Here is a 17,367-nt window from a genome sequence, read left to right on the forward strand (position 1 = left end):
TGACGCTAGTACGTACGAGGGTAAGGTGACGGGTATGACCGCCTCGCACCCCCGCCCCGTGACCCTGACCGGACGCCATGTCCGCGTCGAACCGCTCGCCCCCGCGCACCTGGACGACCTCTTCGCCGCCGGCGGGGACGACGACGAGGTGTGGCGCTGGCTCGGCGGCCCGGTGCCCCGCACCCGGGAGGACATGGAGGCCGCGCTCGCCGCGATGCTCGCCAACACGTCCTACGTCCCCTTCGCCGTCGTCCACCTGGCCACCGGGCGGGCCATCGGCTGGACGTCCTTTCTGGACATCGACGCGGCGCACGAGCGCCTGGAGATCGGCTCGACCTGGTACGGCCGCGCGTACTGGCGCTCCGCGGTGAACACGGAGACCAAGCTGCTCCTGCTCGCCCATGCCTTCGAGGACCTGGGCATGGGCCGCGTCCAGTTGAAGACCGACCACCTCAACGAGCGCTCCCAGAAGGCGATAGCCCGCCTCGGCGCCCGCCACGAGGGCGTCCTGCGCCGCCACCGCCGTCGCCCGGACGGGAGTTGGCGCGACACGGTGTACTTCTCGCTGCTCGCGGACGAGTGGCCGGAGGCGAAGGCCCGCCTGGCAGCCCGGCTCTGACGCGACGTCAGGCCGGCCGCGGCGCCGGGGCCCGGCGCACCCGGCCGGTCTCGCGCAGCGTCAGCAGTCCGGTGACCGCGATGAACGCACTGGTCAGGCCGTGGATGCCGAACGCGGCGGAGAGCGGTCCGTCATGGGCCAGCACGTTGACCATGTCGCCGAACGGCGCGACGGCCTCCATCAGCAGGACCAGTCCCAGGGCGCGGCGGTGGCCCGTGATCAGCAGGACGCCGATGACCAGGCCCATGGCCAGTTCCCGGGTGCCCTTCATGATCAGGAAGCCGTCGCCGTTGCCCGAGGACCACGTGGGCAGTCCGACGCCGTGGGTGGACGCCTCGGGGGCCAGGACGAAGGACAGCCCGAGCCAGAGGACGAACAGCGTGCAGACCGCGATCAAGGCCGTGTTGACGTTCTTCAGTGACATGGTTCCGCTCCGTCGGTCGGATGGGTCGGTGGTCATCGGCGCTCGGCGTCGCCCGGCGTGACGGTCCCCTCCGGGGCGACGGCTGCGCCACGTTGCCAACACGTGTTGGCCAACGCGTGTTGGCTAACGCGTGTTGGCTAACGTAGGACCGCGCTTCTGGAATGTCAACGGATGTTGGCCTACGCTCGTTGGCATGACCGATACCACGGAGAACCAGCAGGCCGCGCGGCGTTCCGACGCCACCCGCGCCGCGATCCTCGCCGCCGCCCGCGCGCGGTTCGCGGCCGACGGCTACCAGAAGGCGACCATCCGGGCCATCGCGGCCGACGCGAAGATCGACCCGTCGATGGTGATGCGCTACTACGGCAACAAGGCGGGCCTGTTCGCGGCGGCCGTGGCCATCGACCCCGGACTGCCCGGCCTGCCCCTCGAACCGCACGACGAGATCGGCCGCACGCTGGTGCGCCACTTCCTCACCCTCTGGGAGGAGAACGGTGAACTGACCGCACTGCTGCGGGTCGGCTCCACCGATCCGGCCGCCGCCGACCGCATGCAGAGCGTGCTGCGCGACCAGCTCATCCCGCTGGCCCGCCGCCTCGGCCACGCACCCGAACAGGCGTCGACGCGGGCGGCGCTCTGCGCCTCGGCGGTGCTGGGCCTCGCGCTGACGCGTTACGTACTGCGCTTCCCGGCGAGCGTGGCGCTCGACCCGGAGGAGATCGTGGACTGGCTCGGGGCCACCGTTCAGCGGTATCTCACCGCCCCGGAACCGTAGTTCGGGTCCACCGACCGGTGGACCCCCGGTTCCACCGGTCGAGGCTGCCGGGCGCACCCCCCTCCGAAACAGCATGGAGGGCATGAGACTTCGACCCGTACACCTGGCCCGGTGGAGCGCCCGGCACCCCTGGCGCGCGATCACCGGATGGTTCCTCTTCGTCCTCCTCTGCCTCGGGACCGGCATCGCGGCGGGCCCCAACGCGGCCACCACCGAGGACTTCTGGGTCGGCGAGGCCGGTCGCGCCGAGTCGACGGCCACCGACGCCGGCCTCCAGCGCCGCCCCACCGAACACATCCTGATCCGGTCCGCCTCCGGCCCCCTGGACACCGCACGGGCGCAGGCGGCCGCCCGCGAACTCACCGCCCGCATGCGGGCCCTGGACGAGGTACGGGACGTGGAGGCGCCGGTCCCCTCGGCGGACGGCACCGCCCTGCGGGTGAGCGTCGTCATGGAGGGCGCCGAGCTGGACGGCCGGAAGAACGTCGTCCCGCTCCTCGCCGAGACCGCCGAGGTGGCCGACGCCCACCCGGAACTCGTCGTGGAGGAGACCGGTTCACCCGCCATCAGCAAGGGCGTCAACGACCAGCGCGGCGAAGACCTCGCGCTCTCCGAACGGCTCTCCCTGCCCGTCACCCTCGTCATCCTGCTGGCCGTGTTCGGCTCGGTGGTCATGGCCGGGGTGCCGCTGCTGCTCGCGCTCTCCTCGATCGCCGCGACGATGGGCCTGTCCATGCTGGCCTCGCACCTGCTGCCCGACCCGGGCGTCGGCACCAACATGATCCTTCTCATGGGCCTCGCGGTCGGCGTCGACTACACGCTCTTCTACCTGAAGCGCGAACGCGAGGAGCGGGCCCGCGCGGGCGGCCGGCTCGCCCCCGAGGCGCTGGTGGAGCTCGCGGCGGCCACGGCCGGCCGGGCCGTCGTGGTCTCCGGCCTCGCGGTGATCGTCTGCACCGCGACCCTCTACCTCGCCACGGACGTCATCTTCTCCTCGCTGGCCACCGGCACCATCCTCGTCGTCGCCGTGGCCGTGCTCAGCTCGCTCACCGTGCTCCCCGCCCTGCTGGTCAAGCTGGGCCACCGCGCCGAGCGGCGCGCTGCCAGGAAGGCCGCCCGGCGGTCCGGACGCGGGGCACCGGCCGCCGCGAAGCCCGAGAACGGCCGGATCTTCACCGCCCTCCTGCGCCCCGCGCAGCGCCACCCCGCAGCCACCCTGTGCGCCTCGGTCCTGGTCATGCTCGCCGTCGCCGCGCCCGCCCTCGGCCTCAAGCTCGTCGACCCCGGCAAGGACACCTTCTCCCGCTCGATCCCGGCCATGCAGGTGTACGACCGGCTGACCGCGGCGTACCCCGAACTCCTCGTCAAACACGAGGTGGTGACCCGTACGAGCCCCGGCCGCGCGCCCGAGGCCAGGGCCGCGCTGACCGAACTCGGGCGGCGCGCCCAGGCCGACCCGCTCTTCGCCCGCACCGGGAAGCCCGTCCTGCGCACCTCCGCCGACGGCCGGGTCACCGTGCTCGAACTGGCCGTCCCGCACCCCGCGCCCTCCGACGAGGCCATCGCGTCCCTGGACCACCTCCGCGACCGCTACATCCCGGCCACGGTGGGCAAGCTGCCCGGCACCGACACGGCGGTCAGCGGTGACGTGGCACGCGGGCAGGACTACGTGCACCACGAACGCGGCAAGCTGCCGCTGGTGATCGGCTTCCTGCTGCTGTTCACCTTCGTCACCACCGCGGTCGCCTTCCGCTCGGCCGTCATCGGCCTGATCGGAGTCGTGCTCAACCTGCTCTCGGCGGCCGCCGCGCTCGGCGCGCTCGTCCTGGTCTTCCAAGGCACCTGGGCCGAAGGACTGCTCGACTTCGACTCGCTGGGCGCCATCGCCTCGCGCGTACCGCTCTTCCTCTTCGTGCTGCTCTTCGGCCTCTCGATGGACTACCAGGTCTTCGTCGTCAGCCGGATCAAGGAGGCCATGGACCACGGCATGACGGCCCGGGAGGCCGTCCTCGAAGGCATCGCCCGTTCGGCGAAGGTCGTCACGAGCGCCGCCCTCGTCATGGTCACGATCTTCGCGGCCTTCGTCTTCCTGCATCTCACGGAGATGAAGCAGATGGGCTTCTGCCTCGCGGTCGCGGTCCTGATGGACGCCGTGGTGATCCGGATGATGATCCTGCCGTCGCTCCTGCTGCTCCTCGGCGAACGCGCCTGGCCCCGCAAGCGCCACGCCGAGGTCCCCGCCGAACCCCTCCCCGTAGGCTGACGGACATGCTTCAACGGCCCCGGCGCGGCGACCCGCTCTGGATCTGGGTGCTCCACGGCTGGGAGGCCCTGTCCTGGGGCATCGTCGCCCTGGTCACCCTGATCACGATGGCGGGCGGGACCCCCGGGGCCCGGAAGCTCGGCATCCTCGGCCTGACGGTCGTCATCGCCGCCTGCTACGCGCGGGTGCGGCTGCGCCCCGGGAGCCGGGTGCCGGGTCCGTACGGCTATCTGTCGGTGCTCACCGCGGGGCTCGGGCTCCTCGCCTACCTGGGCGACGGGTTCGGCGCCCTCTACACCGTGATGCTCGCCCAGTTCATCGTCTTCGTGGACAGCCCCCGGGGCGCCGTCCTCTTCACGGGGCTCGGGGCGGTGGGCATCACGGTCGGCGGGAGCCTGCGGGAGGGCGGGGCGCCGGAGGTCTTCCTGCACAACACCCTCTCCTCGCTCCCCGTCTGGGCGGTCGCCGTCCTGATGGCCGTGCTCACCCCGAGGGCCCTGGCCCAGCGCGACGAACGGGCCGCCCTGCGCGCCGAGTTGCAGAGCACCCAGCTCGAACTGGCCGAGAGCCAGCGGCGCCAGGGCGCGGCCGAGGAGCGCGAACGCCTCGCCCGGGAGATCCACGACACCCTCGCCCAGGGCTTCGCGTCGATCATCGTGCTCGCCGAGGCGGCGAGGTCCCAGCTCGCCGCGGATCCGGCGCGCAGTGCCCAGCAGTTGCAGTCCATCGAGCAGACGGCCCGGGAGAATCTGGCCGAGGCCCGGGTCCTGGTCGGCTCCGCCCCCAGCAGCGGGGTCGCCGCGGGCTCCGTCGCCGCGACGCTCCGCCGCACCCTGGACCGCTTCACCGAGGACACCGGCCTCACGGTCACCGCCGAGCTCGCGGACCTCGACTGCGACCAGCCGACCCGGGTCGCCCTGCTCCGCTGCACCCAGGAGTCTCTGGCCAACATACGCAAGCACGCCGCCGCGACCACCGTGGGTGTCGTCCTCACCGCACACCCCGGCGGCGCCGAGCTGGAGATCACCGACGACGGGCGCGGCTTCGTCGTGGCGGACTCCCGGGGCTTCGGCCTGGACGGCATGCGCAGGCGCCTCGCGGAGTTCGGCGGCGGGCTCACCGTCACCAGCTCGCTCGGCGACGGCACCCGCGTCCTCGCCACCATCCCGCTGCCCGAGAGGCCCCAGGTGCCATGACGCCCACCCCCGCACCCCTGCGCATCGTCCTCGCCGACGACCACACCGTGATGCGCGCCGGACTGGTCGCCCTGCTCGGCTCCGAGCCGACGCTCGACATCGTCGGCGAGGCGAGCAACGGCCGCGAGGCGGTCGCCCTGGTCGAACGCCTCCGCCCGGACGTCGCCCTGCTCGACCTGCGCATGCCCGTCCTCGACGGAGTCGGCGCCACCACGGAGATCGTCGCGGGCCCTGCCCCGACCCGGGTGCTGATCCTCACCACGTACGACACCGACGCGGACATCGAACGGGGCGTGGAGGCGGGCGCCACCGGCTATCTGCTCAAGGACGCCACCCGCGAGCAGCTGGTGGACGCCATCCACGCGGCCTCACGCGGCGAGACGGTGCTCGCCCCGCGCGTCGCCCAGCGCCTGGTGGCGAAGATGCGGCGGCCCGCCCCGGTCGCCCTGACGGCCCGCGAGTCGGACGTGCTCGAAGCGGTCGCGGACGGCCTGTCGAACGCGGAGATCGGCCGCAGGCTGTTCATCGGCGAGGCCACGGTGAAGACCCATCTCCTGCGCATCTTCGCCAAGCTGGACGTCAACGACCGCACGCGCGCGGTGGTGGTGGCGCTGGACACGGGCCTGCTGAAGCGCCGTTGACGCCTCAGAGCGCGTCCGGCCCCCGCTCGCCCGTGCGGACCCGGATCACCGTCTCGACGTGCTGGACCCACACCTTGCCGTCGCCGATGCGGTCCGTCCGGGCGGCCCGGACGACCGCGTCGAGGGCCGTCTCCTCGTCCGCGTCGTCCACGACGGCCTCGATGCGGATCTTGGGCACCAGGTCGACGCGGTATTCGGCGCCCCGGTACACCTCGGTGTGCCCGTGCTGGCGGCCGTAGCCACCGGCCTCGGTGACGGTCAGCCCCTGGACGCCGACCTCCCGGAGCGCGGTCTTCACCTCGTCCAGGCGGTGCGGGCGTATGACGGCGGTGATGAGCTTCATGGAGCGGTCTTCCTGTCCCTCGGGAGCGCCGACTGCGGGGCCGCATGACCCAGCGCGCCGTGATCGTAGGCGCTCTCCGCGTGCAGCGTCTGGTCGAGCCCCGTGACCTCCTCCTCCGAGGAGGCGCGCAGGCCCATCAGCCGGTCGATCGCCTTGCCGATCCCGTACGTCACGAGGAAGGTGTACGCCGCCACCGCGACCACGGCCACCGCCTGCTTCAGGAGCAGGGCCGCCCCGCCCCCGTAGAACAGGCCCTCCGCGCCGCCGGTCATCGCGGTGGTCGCGAACAGGCCGATGAGCAGGGTGCCGACGACGCCCCCGACGAAGTGCACCCCGACGACGTCGAGCGCGTCGTCGTAGCCGAAGCGGAACTTCCACGCGACCGCGTACGAGCAGACGACACCGGCCGCGAGCCCGACGGCGGCGCCGCCCAGGATGCCGACCGTGCCGCACGACGGGGTGATGGCGACCAGCCCGGCGACCGCGCCCGAGGCCGCGCCGAAGGTGGTGGGGTGACCGTCGCGCTGCTGCTCCACGAAGAGCCAGCCGAGCAGTCCGGTGCAGCCCGCGACGACCGTGTTGAGCATCGAGGCGGCGGCGAGCCCGTTCGCGGCGAGCGCGGAGCCGCCGTTGAAGCCGAGCCAGCCGAACCAGAGGAGCCCCGCGCCGAGCATCACCATCGGCAGGTTGTGCGGGCGCATCGCGTCCTTCCGGAATCCGATGCGCGGCCCCACCACGAGCGCCAGCGCCAGCCCCGACGCACCGGACGCGATCTCCACCACGAGCCCGCCCGCGAAGTCCAGCGCCCCCAGCGAGTCCTTGATCCAGCCGCCGGGCCCCCAGACCCAGTGCGCGACGGGCACGTATACGAGCAGCGTCCACACCGGTACGAAGACGAGCCACGCGGCGAACTTCGTACGGTCCGCCACCGCACCGCTGATCAGCGCCGCCGTGATGATCGCGAAGGTGAGCTGGAAGGTCGTGAACAGCAGGGTCGGCACCCCGCCGGTCAGCGCGTCCGGCCCGATGTCCGCCAGACCCAGGTGCTCCAGGCCGCCGACGAGCCCGCCGAACGCGTCGTCGCCGAAGACCAGCGAATAGCCCGCGACCAGCCAGACCACGGTGACCAGGGCGATCGAGACGAAGCTCATCATCAGCATGTTGAGGACGCTCTTCGTGCGGACCATGCCGCCGTAGAACAGCGCGAGCCCGGGCGTCATCAGCAGAACGAGGGCGGTGGCGGCGAGCAGCCAGGCGGTGTCGCCGCTGTCCAGGCCGGGCGCGGCCACGGTCACGGGGGTCACGGGGGTCCCTCCTCGGGGCGGGGAGCGGTGGGAGCGACTGCGAGCGTGACCGGCTCGCGTTTCGGCGAGGGACCCCGTGTGTTTCCGCCGTATTTCATTGCCCGGGTGTTGCCGGGATCTCACCGGGGCGGTACGGGGCGCGGGCCCGGCCCGGAGGGCTCACGGTCCGGGCCCGCCGCTGAGGGCTTACGGGTCCGGGCCCGGTCTCAGCAGCCGCGCCCCGTGAAGCGGCCGAGCCCGTACGCCGAGTCCAGCCGGTACGTCCCCGGCTTCCGCACGGTCAGCCGCGTCCACTCGCCGTCCTGCCGCAGACAGGCCCCGGTGGGCCCGTGCACGCGGAGCCAGGGGGAGTGGGCGACCCGTACGGTCACCGATCCGGCCCGCTCCATGCGCAGGACCAGCTCCGCGTCGCCGCCACCGGTGACCGTGGCGGGCGGGGGCGCGAGCGGGGTCGCCTCCCGGACCCGGTAGACCGTCCAGCCGTCGTCCTCCCACACCTGGTCCAGCCACGGCAACCCGCCCCTGACCAGGGCCGCTTCGGCCTCGGCGGGTCCGTCCGGCCGCCCGTGGGGCAGGACGACGAGGCCCACGGCCCAGCGGTCGAGCCAGGCGCGGTAGCGGTCCGGGGTGAGCTCGCCCTCGTAGAAGAGGCGCCCGCGCTCGACGTCCAGCTGGCGGTTCCAGCCCCGGGCCATGCTGACGTGCGGGGCGAGGACGGCGGCCTCGCGGTGGTTGCGCGCGGGGACGACCTCGACGCGGACCCGGTCGGCGCCCAGCCGGTCGAGCGCGGCGACGACCCCCTCGGTGCGGGACGCCCAGGACGGCACGGGGGTGGAGACGCGCAGGTCGTCCACGGTCTTGTCGACGAGCCAGTACCCGGAGAGCACGAGGACGGCGGCCAGGAACCCCGTACGCACCCGCGCCCCGGCCCGGACCGTGTCGAGGACCGCCGCGCACAGCACGGGCACGGCGACCAGACCGAGCAGCCGCTCCACGTTCGTGCCGATGGGGGAGGCGACGAGGAACGTCAGCACCACGCCGACCGCGTACACCACGGCCCCGTACCGCGTCAGCCGCCATTCCCGCGTCCAGGGCGCCGCCGCCGCGAGCACCGCGCAGACCAGCACCGGCATCCACACCCGGTCCGCGTGCATCGGCTGCTCGCCCCGGAACGGGAACAGCAGCGTCGTCGCGCCGACGACCACGAAGAACGGAACCATCAGGACCGCGCCCGCGCGCCACCGCCGGTCGAGCAGGTACGCGGCGCCCACGACGACCAGGAAGAGCCCGGCCACCGGGCTGGCCATGGTCGCCAGCGCCCCGGCGACGACGGCCACCACGGCCCGGTGGGCGAACCGGCAGGCGACCAGCCCGACGGCCACGCCGAGCGCGAAGGTCGTACGCCCCGACGCGACGTTGCACCACAGTGCGAAGGCGCCGAGCAGCGCGGGCGGGAGCGGGCGGCGCATCCCCGTACGGACGAAGAGGCGGGCCAGCAGCCAGGTGGCGGCGAGCCCGGAGACCACGGACACCGTGCGGACGCCGACGAGGGCCATCACGTACGAGGAGAAGACGCTGTAACTCGCGGTGTGCATCCCCCCGTACCAGGACAGGTTGTACGCCGATCCCGGGTGGCGCGCGGTGAACCCGGACCAGGCGAGCTGCGCGGCGAGATCACCGCCGCCGGTGGCCAGGACGGCCGCCCACACGACGTACAGCGGCAGCGCTATCGCGACGGAGACCAGCGGGACACGGTGGACCCGCCACCACGGCTCGCACACCGACTCGCTTGCGCCCGCCCGTACTTCTTCACCGACCACCACGTGCCAAACCCTAGAGGCTGATCAGTGGCGTCACCGACCCGAAACTTTCGAAATGACGGCCATTCGGTTCGAGGGGAGAGGTCACTTCCTCTCCAATTCCGCACTACTCGCTGACGAATCGATGGCAGCTGAGCTGCGCAATCCTCCAACTCCCTTACCGGCAAGGGCATTCGAAGGTTTCGCAACTCATGCCGAAAGTATTGACACCCCCAGGGGTCGGTCCAACACTGAGCGCCGTCGGCAGGCCCCCTTGCCGACGCCTACCTGCTCACGGGACGAGGAGGACTTCCCCCCATGTACGCAACCCCCGCACATCCGACGAGCCGCCCCAGACAGGTGAACGGCCTACGGCTGTTCATCCGCAGCGCCTTCGCCCTGGTGATCGCCGTCGTCGCGGCGATCGCCCTGCCCGGCACGGCCACCGCCGACACGACCGTGACCTCGAACCAGACGGGGACCAACAACGGCTACTACTACTCGTTCTGGACGGACAGCCCCGGCAGCGTCTCCATGAACCTCGGCTCCGGCGGCAGTTACGGGACCTCTTGGAGCAACACCGGCAACTTCGTCGCGGGCAAGGGCTGGAGCACGGGCGGCCGCCGCAGCGTGACGTACTCCGGCTCCTTCAACCCCTCGGGCAACGCCTATCTGGCCCTCTACGGCTGGTCGCAGAACCCGCTGGTGGAGTACTACATCGTGGACAACTGGGGTACGTACCGGCCCACCGGGACCTTCAAAGGCACGGTCACCAGTGACGGCGGCACGTACGACATCTACGAGACGACCCGGACCAACGCCCCCTCGATCGAGGGCACCAAGACGTTCAAGCAGTATTGGAGCGTCCGCCAGTCCAAGCGCACCGGAGGCACCATCACCACCGGCAACCACTTCGACGCCTGGGCCCAGCACGGGATGAACCTCGGCAGCTTCAACTACATGATCATGGCCACCGAGGGCTACCAGAGCAGCGGCAGCTCCAGCATCACGCTGGGCAGCACGTCCGGCGGCGGTGACAACGGGGGCGGCAACACCGGCGGCGGCAACAACGGCTGCACCGCCACCCTCTCCGCAGGCGAGAAGTGGAGCGACCGCTACAACCTCAACGTCGCGGTCTCCGGCTCCAGCAACTGGACCGTGACCATGAACGTCCCGTCCCCGGAGAAGGTCCTCTCCACCTGGAACATCAGCGCCAGTTACCCCAGCGCCCAAGTGCTGACCGCCAAGCCCAACGGCAGCGGCAACAACTTCGGCGTCACCATCCAGTCCAACGGCAGCTGGACCTGGCCGACGGTCTCCTGCACCACGGGCTGACCTTCCGGCGTGCTCCGGAACGGCGGCGGCCACCCCGGAGCACGCCCCAGCCCTCCAACTGCCTCACCGCACCGGCGACGCTGCCCCGGGGCACCCGGGTGCGGCCGCCCGGCCGGGCGCCCGTAGCACCCGGGCGGCGCCCGCCCGGAGCACCCCTTCAGTCGCGCACCCGCCTCACAGCACCGGCGGCCGTCCCAGCCGGGTCATCCGCCATACCGTCCGCCAGCTCATCGGCGCCCGCTCCCCGGCCGGTGTCCTGATCCCCTCGGCGAACCCGCCCCACCACGCCTTCAGCCCCGTGACCGAGCGCATCCGCAGCATGGCCAGCGTGATCCACACGCCGAGATAGACCGGGATCAGCGGCGCCGGAAGCCGCCTGCGCGCGAGCCACACCCGGTTCCGCGCGGTGAACCGGTAGTAGACGGCATGCCGGGCCGGAGATGTCCGAGGGTGCTGGAGGACGAGCGTCGGCACGTAACGGATCTCCCACCCGCCGTCCAGCGCCCGCCATGCCAGGTCCGACTCCTCGTGCCCGAAGAAGAACTCCCCCGGCCACAGCCCGATCTGCCGGAGCATCGGCATCGAGAAGGCGTGCCCGCCACCCAGGAACGCGGTCACCGGCCCCCCGCGCATCGGATCGCCCGCCCGCAGCCTCGGCACCCAGCGCCGTTCGGTCCGCCCCTGCTCGTCGGCGACCCGGAATCCGATGATCCCCAGCCTCGGATCCTCCGCGAACTGCCGCCGCACCTCGCGGAACACGTCCGTCGCGATGAGCAGCCCGTCGTCGTCCAACTCGACCACGACATCGACCTCGCCCCCGTCTGCCCCACCCCCGTCCCGCAGTAGCTCAAGCCCCACGTTCCGGCCCCCTGGGCACCCCAGATTCTCCGTGAGCGGCACCTTGGTCACCTCGGTCGCACCGGGGGTGCCCGCCGCGCCGAGCACATCGGTCGAGACGTCGTCCAGCGAGGTCGCGTTGCCCACCAGCACCACACGGGCGGCCGGCACATCCTGCTTGGCCACGGACGCGAGCAGCGCCTCCAACTCCCGGGGCCGGGTCCCCATCGTCACGATGACGACCCCGATACGCGGCGACAAGGTCATGGCGGTTCACTCCAGTGATCGGTGGGGCCCCGATGCTAGGCCGTATCCGCCGCGCCGCCCGGCACCCTCCGTCCTCCGTCCTCCCTCCTTCGTCCGCCGCCCCCCTGTCCGCTCCCCCTCAGGCCGCCGTCCTACGTCCGCCCTCCCTCAAGCCGCCGCCCCGCTGTCGATGACCAGGTCCGTGCCGACGACCGCTCCGGCGGCGGGCGAGGCGAGGTACAGCACCGCGGCCGCCACCTCCTCGGCCTGCGCGAGCCTCCCGAGCGGGTTCTGCGACTTCACCCGTTCCGCCCGGTCGGCCTCGGTCTCGCCCGGGTGGAGGGACATGGGCGCCTCGGATGCTCCCGGGCTGACGGCGTTGATGCGGACGCCCTCCTGGATGTGGTCGAGCGCCGCGGCCCGGCTCAGCGCGGAGACGGCCGCCTTCGACGTGATGTAGGCGGCGGCGTTCGGTATCCGCAGGTGGGCCCCGAGGTTGGACGCGATGTTGACGATGGCGCCGCCCCCATGGGCCCGCATGTGGGCGATCTCGTGCTTCATCGCCAGCCAGACGCCGGTGACGTTGGTCTGCAGTACCGCGTCCCAGTCCTCTTCGCTCACGTCCGCCACCGGGCCGGAACCTCGGAGAATCCCGGCGTTGTTGACCGCGATGTGGAGCCCGCCGAAGCGGTCCACGCTCTCTTCGACCAGGCGCCGGACCTGCTCCGAGTCGGTGACGTCGGCGACGACCGCGGCGGCCGTGCCCCCGCTCACCTCGATGAGCCGCACCGTCTCGTCCAGGGATGCCCGGGTGCGCCCCGCGACCACCACCGACGCGCCTTCGGCGGCGAAGGCGAGCGCGGTGGCACGGCCGAGGCCGGAGCCGGCGCCCGTGACGAGAACAGACCTGCCGATGAAGCGGTTCACTTCCACAACTCCTCTGTAGGGGGTCGGCCGGGCTGCCGGCGAACCCATTAAATGGACCGATCGTTCCATTATTTGGTCGTGCGAGATTGCGTCCGGCCCACCTCGGCCGGAGTGCCAGGCCGTTCGGAACAGGGGTAGGGGTAGGGGCGGAGGCGGGGCCCGGTCCGGTCGGCGGCCGGGGTCAGTCGAGCAGTGACAGGGCCTGCTCGGCGGCCTCCCGTACGCGGGAGGGATCGCTGGACGCCTTGCCGACGACCCGTATGCCTTGGAGCAGGACGAGCAGCAGGCGGGCCAGTGCACGCGGGTCGCGGTCCTCCGGCAACTCGCCCTGAGCCTGGGCCCGTACGAGCGCGGAGTGCAGCGGGGTTTCGAGGTGCTCCCAGCTGATCTCCACCCGGCGGGCCGCCGCCGTGTCATGCGGTGCCAGCTCGGAAGCGGTGTTGGTGATGAGGCACCCGTGCAGCCGCGCCTCCAGTGATGTGGCCTCCTCGGCGAAGCGGCGCACCACGGTCCGGACGGCGGGCAGGGCCGGCCCCGGCTGGGACAGTTCCGCGAGAAGGAGCGGATCGCGCCCCTCCGCGTAACGGTCCAACGCCTTCAGGAACAGCTCGTGCTTGTTGCCGAAGGTGGCGTAGATGCTGGCCCGGCCGATGCCGAGATGTTCGACGAGGTCGGCCATCGACGTCGCTTCGTAGCCGCGCTGCCAGAACAGCTCAAGGGCCGCCTGCAGCGCGGCCTCGGGATCGAATTCCTTGGTCCTGGCCACATCGAAGAGCGTAGGCGTTTCTGGAACGATCGGTCAATTACCTCGTTCGGGTGATCGCCGACTCGGGCGGTCCGCCTTCACGATTCTCCGTATCACCATCACGGATTCATCACTTACGGAGGACCTGGCTCCCCTTGCCCCGGAGTGACGGATACGGTCATGCCTCCACTAATCGCACCTTGGGGGGACGAATGAACTGGAACAACAACACCCAGCAGCCCTGGGGCCCGGCCCCGCAGAAGCCGTCCGGATCGGCTCCGGGCCTGCCGGCCTGGGCACGCAAGCGCGTCGTCGTTCCGGCGGCGGTCGGCCTGTTCGTCGCCGGAGCCGTCGCGGGGAGCGCCGGCGGCAGCTCCACGGAGAACGTCAACAGCGCGACGCCCGCGCCCGTCGCGACGGTCACCGTGACGGCGTCGCCGAAGGCCGGTGCGCCTGCCGACGCCGAGCCGCCCGCGCCGAAGGGCACGACCCGGCCGGCCGACGACGAGGCCGAAGCGGAGGTCTCCGTACCGGACTTCGTCGGCATGGGGCTCCAGTCCGCGCAGGACGCGGCCCAGGCCAAGGGCTTCTACACCCTGACCTCGCACGACAGCGCGGGCCGGGACCGGATGCAGGTGTTCGACCGGAACTGGAAGGTCTGCTCCCAGAACGTGGCGGCGGGCAAGCCGGTCGCCACGACGACCGAGTTGGACTTCGGCGCCGTGAAGACGGAGGAGAGCTGCCCGGCCAAGGACAAGAAGCCGCCGAAGGTGGTGGGTGGCCGGATGCCCGACCTCGCGGGCAAGTCCGTGAACACCGCGCGCGCCGCGCTCGACTCCGGGACCTCGCTCACGGTGAAGGACGCCGCGGAGGACCGCATGGTGCTGCTGGAGAGCAACTGGAAGGTCTGCACCCAGGTGCCCGCGGCGGGCGCGAAGCTGAACGGACAGCCGGTCGAGATCACGGCGGTGAAGTTCGAGGAGAGCTGCCCCTAGCTTCCCCTAGCCGCCCGCAGGGGCGCGGGCCGCCCGGCTCCGTCAGGTGCGGCCGATGTCGAGCGCGAGTGAGGGTCATCAACTCGACGCCTCCAGCGCATCGGCCCGTTCCGTGAGCCCGGTGGCCACGTCGTCCCAGTCGGGGCCGTGCAGCCAGAGGTTCTGAGCCGCCTCCCGCAGGAGCGCCGGTTCGTCCGGCCGCTGCAACAGCACAAGCCGGTACGCCAGGTTGCGTACCCACACGGGCAGATAGCCGTCCACGATGTTCGGGGCCAGTGCGCGCAGCATGGCGAGGATGGCGCCCGCGTCGGCGAACGTCAGCTCCTCGACGAAGTAATGCTCGCGGTGTTCAAGCCCGCATACGGGGGTGGGCCCGTACTCGTCCCCGTACAGGCATCGCGCATGTGCCGTCAGGCTGCTGTGCATGGACGCGAGGGTACGACGCGCACCGCGCCCGCCCTCAGTCCCCGCCCCCGTCGCCGCCGTCACCGTCGAAGATCCAGCTCAGCGGATTCCAGCCCGGGCCCGTGCTCTCGGGCAGCGACTCGCCGCCGCGTGTCCGCCCCGGCGTGCCCTCCCGCTCGCGGATCAGTTCCCGTACGGTCCGCGCTATGGGGTCCCGCCCGGCGGAGGCCGTCACCTCGCTGCGCGGCTGGAACAACTCGTCCCCCGGCAGTACGTTTCCGGCCAGCCCGGTCGCCCCGACGAGCGCGGCCAGCAGCCGGGCGCGCTCGTCGCCGGTCGCTCCGTTCCCCACAGCGGACACCCGCTCGCGCGCGGGCGACGTCCGGTCGTCCGGCCCCACGAGGTGGCGGCGCTGCGCGATGACCCCCAGGGTCCGGGTGCGCTCCTCGCGCAGCGCCCCGCGCGCGACGAGCCGGTGGCGCCACACCTCGTCCGTCCTGCCCGCACTGGTCTTCACGCCCGCGGTATCGCGCACCCACCGCTGAAGCTTGTGCCCCTTGCGACGCCCGGCGACCCCGGCCAGCGCCGCATCGAGAAACGAGTCCCCGATCCCCGGCGCACCGGACGCGACAATCTTCCCGTCCCGCACCTCGACCCGCCCGGCCAGCACCAACTCGGCGGCAACGGCCCCCGCGATCCCGAGCCGCAGAGCGTGCGTCCGGCACACGACCCGCCCCTCGACGGGATCGTGCGCAAGCAGCAACAACTCCTCGGGAAGCGTGAAGTGCGGTACGAACACGACGACATGACCCCCAGCCCGCTAAGAACAACGGGGTCATGTTCGCACGCGCTCGCGAATCGGAGTCAGCGGCAGGGCGCGACGCGCCCCTGCCTGAAGGCCCTTCAGCTGGTGAAGTAGCCGGCGTCGAGACCGACCCAGCCGGTGATCAGGCGCTCATCGAAGAGCAGCAACGAACCGTTGCTGAGTACCTCCCAGCGGACGGTGAGGGGCCCGGACACCCCGGAACCCGTGACCTGTCCGATCAGGCCCTGGGTGCGGTTGGGGCGGATGTGCGGCGGGAGAATGAGGACCGTCTCCCCGCTGGTCCACGGACCGCCGTCGGTGCGTGAAAGCCGAAGGTGGAGGTCGACGCGATTGCCGACCTGGCGGTACTGAGGGGTGTAGGTGCTGTTGACCGGGGTGTAGAGCTTCGGGTGGTCCAGGTTGGTCCACGGAACGTGGTCGCCGGTGCCATCGGTGGTGGCTGTGATGCCGAAGAGAGTCATGAGACGCGGTCCTGGTTCTCGGGTGGCGAAGCCGAAGACGAGCTGCGGCCCGTCAGGCGTCCGGCGAACGGTGATGGCTTCGGTCTCGCGGTGGGAGAGGCCGAGCGCGGTGGTGTTGAAGCGTCGCTCGATCAGGTGCCCGGTGGTGATGTCGTAGACGTTCCACCAGGAATTGCCGGGAAGCGGATTGGCAGCGCTGTAGGGGTTGCCCTCGTTCTGATAGAGGAGGTCTCCGTACAGGCACCATGACTGAGTGCGATACATGGGCGGGAAGCGGTACAGCGGGGTAAAGCTGCGCCGCTTGAAGGCTTCGAGGTCGTAGACGAGGTACTCCTCGGCGTCGAGCACCTTCTGACGCACGGCGATGCGGCCGTGTTCGAGGTCCAGGGCCGGGGTGACGTGTGAGGCTCCCGGGGTGGGATCGAACACCTCGATGTCGGCGCTTCCCGCGTCCACGATGGCGTCGGGGGTGAAGGCGACACGGCCGACGCGCTTGCCGTAGGCGAAACCGCCGCCGGCGACGGGATCCGCGTCGGTCTCCAGCCAGAGCCAGGCCCGGCCGTCCACATGCTCGACGCCGAGCCCGCCACCGTGGCCGACGCCTCGCAGATACATGACGGCGCGGACGGTTCCGTCGGGAGCGACCTCGTTGACGCACAGATCACCCCGCCGGTCGCGCTCGCTGACGGGCACGGGAGCGGGCTCGTCGGCGAGTTGGCGCCCGTTGCTGAGGATCTGCGTCACGTACGCCAGACCGGTCACCGGATCAAAGGCGACCTGCTGATGCACCTTGCCCTGGGCCAGCCGGATCTCGCCACCGAACAGATCGACGGGCTCGGCCGTGAGGTCGAACCTGTTCCGGGCGTTCAGGGCGGCTTGCGTCGGCTGCGCAGTGGCGGTTCCGGCAGCGAGCACGATCTGCTCGGGTGCCCGGGTGGTGCCGAGGGGTGCGAGCACCGGGGCAGCGGCAGCCGCGGTCGCGGCGGTCAGGAGGGTCCGGCGGGTCAGCGACATGACCGGCCGGCTTCACTGCCCGACTGCGCGGGTCTGACGGATGCGGCGTGTCCCGTGCGGCATATGGGCATGGACGCGCCCCCTTCCAAGATCGTCGTCCAAATGGTGCCCAATCCTCGCACGCACCCGGGAGCCCGTCGGAGGGAGTGCGGGGACCATGGAGGGGGTGTCAGGGCATACGCAACAAGAGGGCGACGGGCGGGGCGCCCCGG

17 protein-coding genes are annotated in these 17,367 nt (G+C 71.7%); 7 read left to right on the forward strand and 10 right to left on the reverse strand.

Annotation, left to right across the window (positions count from 1 at the left end; all coding sequences use genetic code 11):
- Positions 1 to 34 precede the first annotated feature (34 nt).
- Positions 35 to 619 (forward strand): GNAT family N-acetyltransferase, encoded by a 585-nt coding sequence (locus AMK18_RS21295; protein WP_073863947.1) that lies wholly within the window; start codon positions 35 to 37, stop codon positions 617 to 619.
- Between the two features lie 7 nt (positions 620 to 626).
- Here the strand turns inward: AMK18_RS21295 and AMK18_RS21300 are convergent, their stop codons facing one another.
- Positions 627 to 1,043: a DUF4267 domain-containing protein gene (locus tag AMK18_RS21300; protein WP_073863948.1), complete on the reverse strand. Its 417-nt coding sequence runs from the start codon at positions 1,041 to 1,043 to the stop codon at positions 627 to 629.
- Positions 1,044 to 1,236: 193 nt separating this feature from the next.
- Between AMK18_RS21300 and AMK18_RS21305 the strand changes: the two genes are divergently transcribed.
- From AMK18_RS21305 to AMK18_RS21320, 4 genes are all read left to right on the forward strand, one after another.
- Positions 1,237 to 1,818: a TetR/AcrR family transcriptional regulator gene (locus AMK18_RS21305; RefSeq protein ID WP_073863949.1), complete on the forward strand. Its 582-nt coding sequence runs from the start codon at positions 1,237 to 1,239 to the stop codon at positions 1,816 to 1,818.
- Positions 1,819 to 1,900: 82 nt separating this feature from the next.
- The gene (locus tag AMK18_RS21310; protein ID WP_073863950.1) at positions 1,901 to 4,081 is read left to right on the forward strand and encodes an MMPL family transporter; all 2,181 of its coding nucleotides are present in this window, start codon (positions 1,901 to 1,903) and stop codon (positions 4,079 to 4,081) included.
- 5 nt (positions 4,082 to 4,086) lie between these two features.
- The gene (locus tag AMK18_RS21315; protein ID WP_073863951.1) at positions 4,087 to 5,277 is read left to right on the forward strand and encodes a sensor histidine kinase; all 1,191 of its coding nucleotides are present in this window, start codon (positions 4,087 to 4,089) and stop codon (positions 5,275 to 5,277) included.
- Positions 5,274 to 5,918 carry a response regulator gene (locus tag AMK18_RS21320; protein WP_018102044.1) on the forward strand — a complete coding sequence of 215 codons (645 nt, stop codon included), beginning with the start codon at positions 5,274 to 5,276 and terminating at the stop codon, positions 5,916 to 5,918. The genes AMK18_RS21315 and AMK18_RS21320 overlap by 4 nt, the downstream gene beginning before the upstream one ends.
- Positions 5,919 to 5,922: 4 nt before the next feature.
- Here AMK18_RS21320 and AMK18_RS21325 read toward each other — a convergent pair whose 3' ends face one another.
- The 3 genes from AMK18_RS21325 to AMK18_RS21335 form a co-directional block, all read right to left on the reverse strand.
- Entirely contained in the window at positions 5,923 to 6,261 is a 339-nt protein-coding gene (locus AMK18_RS21325; RefSeq protein WP_018102045.1) for a P-II family nitrogen regulator, read from the reverse strand.
- Positions 6,258 to 7,565 carry an ammonium transporter gene (locus AMK18_RS21330; RefSeq protein WP_073863952.1) on the reverse strand — a complete coding sequence of 436 codons (1,308 nt, stop codon included), beginning with the start codon at positions 7,563 to 7,565 and terminating at the stop codon, positions 6,258 to 6,260. Before AMK18_RS21330 ends, AMK18_RS21325 begins: the two co-directional genes overlap by 4 nt.
- Before the next feature lie 206 nt (positions 7,566 to 7,771).
- Positions 7,772 to 9,346 carry a hypothetical protein gene (locus tag AMK18_RS21335; protein WP_073863953.1) on the reverse strand — a complete coding sequence of 525 codons (1,575 nt, stop codon included), beginning with the start codon at positions 9,344 to 9,346 and terminating at the stop codon, positions 7,772 to 7,774.
- Between the two features lie 336 nt (positions 9,347 to 9,682).
- On the opposite strand from AMK18_RS21335, the gene AMK18_RS21340 reads away from it, so the two are divergent.
- Positions 9,683 to 10,699 carry a glycoside hydrolase family 11 protein gene (locus tag AMK18_RS21340; protein ID WP_107422352.1) on the forward strand — a complete coding sequence of 339 codons (1,017 nt, stop codon included), beginning with the start codon at positions 9,683 to 9,685 and terminating at the stop codon, positions 10,697 to 10,699.
- A gap of 174 nt (positions 10,700 to 10,873) precedes the next feature.
- Here AMK18_RS21340 and AMK18_RS21345 read toward each other — a convergent pair whose 3' ends face one another.
- The 3 genes from AMK18_RS21345 to AMK18_RS21355 all read right to left on the reverse strand — a co-directional run bounded on the left by AMK18_RS21345 (position 10,874) and on the right by AMK18_RS21355 (position 13,475).
- Complete coding sequence (locus AMK18_RS21345) at positions 10,874 to 11,803, reverse strand: glycosyltransferase family 2 protein (protein ID WP_073863955.1); 930 nt, start codon at positions 11,801 to 11,803, stop codon at positions 10,874 to 10,876.
- 147 nt (positions 11,804 to 11,950) lie between these two features.
- A complete protein-coding gene (locus AMK18_RS21350; protein ID WP_073863956.1) occupies positions 11,951 to 12,709 on the reverse strand; it encodes an SDR family NAD(P)-dependent oxidoreductase in 759 nt (252 codons plus the stop codon).
- Positions 12,710 to 12,890: 181 nt separating this feature from the next.
- Positions 12,891 to 13,475: a TetR/AcrR family transcriptional regulator gene (locus AMK18_RS21355; RefSeq protein WP_018102051.1), complete on the reverse strand. Its 585-nt coding sequence runs from the start codon at positions 13,473 to 13,475 to the stop codon at positions 12,891 to 12,893.
- Between the two features lie 191 nt (positions 13,476 to 13,666).
- Between AMK18_RS21355 and AMK18_RS21360 the strand changes: the two genes are divergently transcribed.
- A complete protein-coding gene (locus AMK18_RS21360; protein WP_073863957.1) occupies positions 13,667 to 14,449 on the forward strand; it encodes a hypothetical protein in 783 nt (260 codons plus the stop codon).
- A gap of 78 nt (positions 14,450 to 14,527) precedes the next feature.
- Here the strand turns inward: AMK18_RS21360 and AMK18_RS21365 are convergent, their stop codons facing one another.
- The 3 genes from AMK18_RS21365 to AMK18_RS21375 all read right to left on the reverse strand — a co-directional run bounded on the left by AMK18_RS21365 (position 14,528) and on the right by AMK18_RS21375 (position 17,155).
- Positions 14,528 to 14,875: a hypothetical protein gene (locus tag AMK18_RS21365; protein WP_073863958.1), complete on the reverse strand. Its 348-nt coding sequence runs from the start codon at positions 14,873 to 14,875 to the stop codon at positions 14,528 to 14,530.
- A 34-nt stretch (positions 14,876 to 14,909) separates the two neighbouring features.
- Complete coding sequence (locus tag AMK18_RS21370) at positions 14,910 to 15,653, reverse strand: GOLPH3/VPS74 family protein (protein ID WP_073863959.1); 744 nt, start codon at positions 15,651 to 15,653, stop codon at positions 14,910 to 14,912.
- 104 nt (positions 15,654 to 15,757) lie between these two features.
- Complete coding sequence (locus AMK18_RS21375) at positions 15,758 to 17,155, reverse strand: signaling protein (RefSeq protein WP_073863960.1); 1,398 nt, start codon at positions 17,153 to 17,155, stop codon at positions 15,758 to 15,760.
- Positions 17,156 to 17,367: the final 212 nt, after the last annotated feature.

The sequence above is a fragment of the Streptomyces sp. CB01249 genome (assembly GCF_001905735.1).
Taxonomy (GTDB): domain Bacteria; phylum Actinomycetota; class Actinomycetes; order Streptomycetales; family Streptomycetaceae; genus Streptomyces.

Bases quoted from the DNA above. Each gene is read 5' to 3' on its own strand.
- AMK18_RS21305 (WP_073863949.1), top strand. From the start codon at position 1,237: ATGACCGATACCACGGAGAACCAGCAGGCCGCGCGGCGTTCCGACGCC.
- AMK18_RS21365 (WP_073863958.1), bottom strand. From the start codon at position 14,875: ATGCACAGCAGCCTGACGGCACATGCGCGATGCCTGTACGGGGACGAG.
- AMK18_RS21310 (WP_073863950.1), top strand. From the start codon at position 1,901: ATGAGACTTCGACCCGTACACCTGGCCCGGTGGAGCGCCCGGCACCCC.
- AMK18_RS21300 (WP_073863948.1), bottom strand. From the start codon at position 1,043: ATGTCACTGAAGAACGTCAACACGGCCTTGATCGCGGTCTGCACGCTG.
- AMK18_RS21375 (WP_073863960.1), bottom strand. From the start codon at position 17,155: ATGTCGCTGACCCGCCGGACCCTCCTGACCGCCGCGACCGCGGCTGCC.
- AMK18_RS21295 (WP_073863947.1), top strand. From the start codon at position 35: ATGACCGCCTCGCACCCCCGCCCCGTGACCCTGACCGGACGCCATGTC.
- AMK18_RS21315 (WP_073863951.1), top strand. From the start codon at position 4,087: ATGCTTCAACGGCCCCGGCGCGGCGACCCGCTCTGGATCTGGGTGCTC.
- AMK18_RS21320 (WP_018102044.1), top strand. From the start codon at position 5,274: ATGACGCCCACCCCCGCACCCCTGCGCATCGTCCTCGCCGACGACCAC.
- AMK18_RS21360 (WP_073863957.1), top strand. From the start codon at position 13,667: ATGAACTGGAACAACAACACCCAGCAGCCCTGGGGCCCGGCCCCGCAG.
- AMK18_RS21325 (WP_018102045.1), bottom strand. From the start codon at position 6,261: ATGAAGCTCATCACCGCCGTCATACGCCCGCACCGCCTGGACGAGGTG.
- AMK18_RS21345 (WP_073863955.1), bottom strand. From the start codon at position 11,803: ATGACCTTGTCGCCGCGTATCGGGGTCGTCATCGTGACGATGGGGACC.
- AMK18_RS21340 (WP_107422352.1), top strand. From the start codon at position 9,683: ATGTACGCAACCCCCGCACATCCGACGAGCCGCCCCAGACAGGTGAAC.